Below are 251 nucleotides of genomic sequence, written 5' to 3'. Positions count from 1 at the left end.
CCGATCGCCACTGACTTTTTTTCGATTGCCGATGAATCGGGTACATATGTGAAGAATGTGGAGAAGTGGATGTTGAAGCCCCGATTTGTAGCAGACAAAGTGGTTGATTCACTCTTTACAAACAGAAGGGAAATCAATTTGCCGCGGTGGATGAATGCAGGCAGTGTGGTGTATCAACTATTTCCATCTTTTGTCGAAAAAGTAGGAAATAAACTTTTTTTCAAAAAATAGTGAAACCGAATAGTACTTTA

General features: G+C 39.4%; 1 protein-coding gene. It reads left to right on the top strand.

The window, feature by feature from the left end; genetic code table 11:
• The coding region (locus OOT08_RS18950; RefSeq protein WP_325094452.1) for a hypothetical protein at nucleotides 1-231 on the top strand (231 nt) is incomplete at its 5' end.
• Between the last annotated feature and the right edge of the window lie 20 nt (nucleotides 232-251).

The organism is Leucobacter sp. M11 (assembly GCF_035726885.1).
Taxonomy (GTDB): domain Bacteria; phylum Actinomycetota; class Actinomycetes; order Actinomycetales; family Microbacteriaceae; genus JAPFRB01.
This window is presented reverse-complemented; position numbering and strand designations above follow the sequence as displayed.